This window comes from Desulfosarcina cetonica JCM 12296, from assembly GCF_001311845.1.
GTDB classification, from domain to species: Bacteria; Desulfobacterota; Desulfobacteria; order Desulfobacterales; family Desulfosarcinaceae; genus Desulfosarcina; species Desulfosarcina cetonica.
The window spans coordinates 1-3,552 of the sequence record NZ_BBCC01000341.1 but is presented as its reverse complement, the minus strand read 5'-3'; the positions used below and the strand labels follow the sequence as shown (position 1 = coordinate 3,552).

At 62.4% G+C, this 3,552-nt stretch carries 3 protein-coding genes and 2 pseudogenes; all 5 read left to right on the top strand.

Going from position 1 to position 3,552, the window contains the following annotated elements; genetic code table 11:
- Positions 1–612, top strand: a pseudogene (locus JCM12296_RS33395) (class I SAM-dependent methyltransferase); the annotation flags it as partial.
- Positions 609–2,027, top strand: a complete 1,419-nt coding sequence (locus tag JCM12296_RS33390) for an ABC transporter substrate-binding protein (RefSeq protein ID WP_218188420.1) — start codon at positions 609–611, stop codon at positions 2,025–2,027. The pseudogene JCM12296_RS33395 and the gene JCM12296_RS33390, both read left to right, overlap by 4 nt.
- Positions 2,012–2,254 carry a hypothetical protein gene (locus JCM12296_RS42950; RefSeq protein WP_218188419.1) on the top strand — a complete coding sequence of 81 codons (243 nt, stop codon included), beginning with the start codon at positions 2,012–2,014 and terminating at the stop codon, positions 2,252–2,254. The genes JCM12296_RS33390 and JCM12296_RS42950 overlap by 16 nt, the downstream gene beginning before the upstream one ends.
- 15 nt (positions 2,255–2,269) lie before the next feature.
- Positions 2,270–3,268, top strand: a complete 999-nt coding sequence (locus JCM12296_RS33385) for an ABC transporter permease (protein ID WP_054702265.1) — start codon at positions 2,270–2,272, stop codon at positions 3,266–3,268.
- Positions 3,265–3,552 (top strand): annotated as a pseudogene (locus JCM12296_RS33380) (hypothetical protein); the annotation flags it as partial. The gene JCM12296_RS33385 and the pseudogene JCM12296_RS33380, both read left to right, overlap by 4 nt.

Sequence of the window (3,552 nt, the reverse complement as noted above, 5' to 3'; positions counted from 1 at the left end):
CCGGGTGACCGCCCTGGAGCCCTCGGGCGCATGGTCGACATCCTGAAGGGCCGCATGGCGGAGCAGGGCATCAGCGCCATTTCAACCGATCAGCGCACCTGGCAGGCGGTGGATCTTGCCCGCGATGGCTGGGAAGGCGCCTTCGATCTGGTGTTCGCCTCCATGACCCCGGGCATCGACGGACCGGCCAACCTGCGTAAGATGATGGCCGCATCAAAGGGCCATTGCTACCTGAGCGCCTTCTCCGGTTTGGGATGGCATCAGTGGTATGGCACGCTTTGGCGGGAACTGTTCGCTGAGACGCTGGACGGTCATCCCGGCGATATCATTCATCCTTTCAATCTGGTTTACGCCATGGGGTACCGGCCTGAACTGCGCTTCGATTTCTGGCAACGGGAAAACCGCATGTCCCGGGACAAGGCCATTGCGGATTTCACCACGCACCTGGAGGGATTCACCGATCTCACCGATGCGCTCAGGGACAAGGTGGCCGCGTTTGTCGACCAGCGCTGCGAAAATGGCCACTTTGTCGATGAGCGGCGCGCCTGCCAGGGCATGATGCTGTGGTCGGTCAATCAGAAAATTCACGACCCGACGGAAGACCTGCAATGAAACCCACCCGGACCGGATGGCAGATTCTCATTCTGCTCATTTTTCTCATGCTTTTGATCGCCTGCGGCGACAAACCCGAGGAAGAGATGCCGGTGACATCGGTGGATGCCAAAGCGACCCAGCCTTTTGAGGTGGATGTTCTCCGACTGGCCGGCGGCGATTGGGGCTATCCCACGCCGTTTGCCCATTATCCCCGGGGTGGGGGAGGCTTCAAGATGTGTCTGATTTTCGACAGCCTCCTGGAGCGTGATGAGAAAGGGCTGATTCCCTGGCTGGCCGAAAGTTACCGCATCGCCGATGACGGGCTGACCTATCGGTTTGTCGTGCGTCGGAATGTCTTCTGGCAGGATGGCCGCCCGCTGACCGCAGACGATGTGGCTTTCTCCCTGGTCTATGCCAACCGGCATGCGGCCACCTGGTCCTATATCTTCGACACGATCGAATCGGTCTTCGTGGAGGGCGGACAAACGGTATGCGTGAAGCTGAAGCAGCCCCATGCCGCCATGCTCGACAACATCGGCCGGACGCGCATTATCCCGCGACATATCTGGGAAACCGTGGATCGGCCCAAGGAATTCACCGCACCGGAAGCGGTGATCGGTTGCGGTCCCTACCGCCTGACGGACTACGACAAGGCCCACGGCACGTATCGCTTCGAGGCTTTCGAAAAGTACTGGGGGCCGCGCCAGCGGGTGGGGGCCATCGAGTACATTCCCGTGGGCGAGGCGGCCCTGGCCTACGAAAAAGGCGAAATCGATCTGACCACGCTCAGTCCGGACCTCATGCCCCGTTTCAAGGACGATCCGACCCATACCATCGTGCGCAGCCCCGCCTTCTGGGGATATCGGCTGCTGATGAACATGGAGGGGGTGGATTGGCTGCGGGACCGTTCCGTGCGGCAGGCCCTGGCCTGTGCCATCGATCGCAAGGAACTGGTCGAGAAAATCCCCCGCGGGGCGGCGGTGCCGGGCAGGATGGGAATTCTGCCGCCGGATCATGTCATGGCGGCCCAGGGAATCCGTTCCTATTCCTTCGATCCGCAACAGGCAGAGCTGCTTCTGGACGGAGCCGGGTTCCGGCGAATGGACACGACCGGTCTCAGGCAGACCGCCGACGGTCAGCCCCTGGAACTGACCCTTTTGTGCGGCAGCCAGGAGGTGCGCATGGCCGAGTTGCTCCGGCAGCGGCTGGGTGAGGTGGGCATTGGCGTCAAGGTGATCAGCGTGGACGGCAAGACCCGGGATTCCCGGGTGCGGGCCGCCGACTACCAATTGGCGATTCTGGGACACGGCGCTGGGGCGGCGATCCGGATTACCTGCGCGTGCGCTTTGCCGGTGGCTCCAAGGGACCGAACGCGGCGCCCTCCCATTCCGGCCTCGTCGGATTCAACGCGCCGGTGTTGCTGGATCTGTTAAACCGCCAGCAAACCGAGATCGATCCGGCCCGGCGGCGGCAGCTGATTGCCGATATTCAGCGGGAACTGGCCGAGCAGGTGCCCGAGATCCCGCTTTTCTACACCACCGCCTACAGTATCTATCGGCCGGCCAGGTATGACGGTTGGATGTTCATGTACGACCACCATAGCCTGCCGCACGGCAAGCTCTCTTATCTGACGCGCAGCGGCGTGGCCCTGAAACGATAGAAAACGAAATTCTCCATGACCCTTGGCCACGGCAAACGGTTTTTCGAATACCTGTTTACGGTCTGGGTGATCGTGACGCTCAATTTCGTCCTGCCGCGGACCATGCCCGGCGATCCGTTTTTGTATCTCTCCGCCGATGAGGGCGACGAGGTGGCCCGCTTCAGCCAGGCCCAGCAGGCGTACTACCAGCGGCAATACGGTCTGGACCGGCCGCTGGCGGTGCAGTACGGCACCTATCTGGGTTCCCTGATCAAAGGCGACATGGGATACTCCATCTATTACAACCAGGATGTCAGCCGGGTCCTTTTCCAGCGTCTGCCCTGGACCCTGTTGCTGGTCAGCCTGGCCGTGGGGCTGAGCAGCCTGGCCGGTTGCCTGCTGGGAAGCCTCAGCGCCTATCATCGCGGCCGTTTTGTGGACCGGTGGCTCTTCCCGGCGATCGTCGCTTTTTCCGAGATTCCCGCCTTCCTGCTCGGGCTGGTGCTTCTCTTTACCCTGGCGGCGGGCCTGCGGTGGTTTCCGCTTTCCGGGGCAATGACCCATTTTGCGGACCACAACGGCGTGATGGACAAGATCCTGGATATCGCCCGGCATGCCGCCCTGCCGGTGCTGACCCTGACCCTGGTACGTACCGGCGGCATGGCGCTATTGGCCCGCAACAGCATGACCACCGTGTTGGCCCGGGATTATGTCCGCACCGCCCGGGCCAAGGGCCTGCATCCCCTGCGCATTCTGAAGCGTCACACCCTGCGCAATGCCATGCTGCCCATTGTCACGCGTATCTTTCTCAGCCTGGGCGGCCTGGTGGGCGGCGCCATTTTGGTGGAGAACGTCTTTGCCTATCCCGGGTTGGGCCGCCTGATGCGGGAGGCGGTGCTGGTTCACGATTATCCGATGATTCAAGGCATTTTTCTGTTGGTGACGGTCAGTGTCCTGTCGGCCAATTTCGCGGCTGATCTGGTTTATCGGCGCCTCGATCCGCGGATCCAACACCTGGAGTCCCCGCGCTCATGAACGGCGTGTCGCTGGCGGCGAGCCGGATTGTTCGCCCAGGCCACCATAGCGACCTGTTGGGCGATGGCGGGAGGATCGGCATGGGCCTGTTGACCCTGGTCCTTCTGCTGGCGTTGGGGGCGCCCTGGATCTGCCGGCACTCACCCCGCGTGCCATCCGGTCCGGCCCTGATCGCCCCCTGCCGCAGCCATCTTATGGGAACCGACGAACTGGGCGTGGATCTTATGGCCAGGTGTGCTTCGGCGGGCGAATCAGCCTGCTGGTGGGGGTGGGGACCGCGCTTT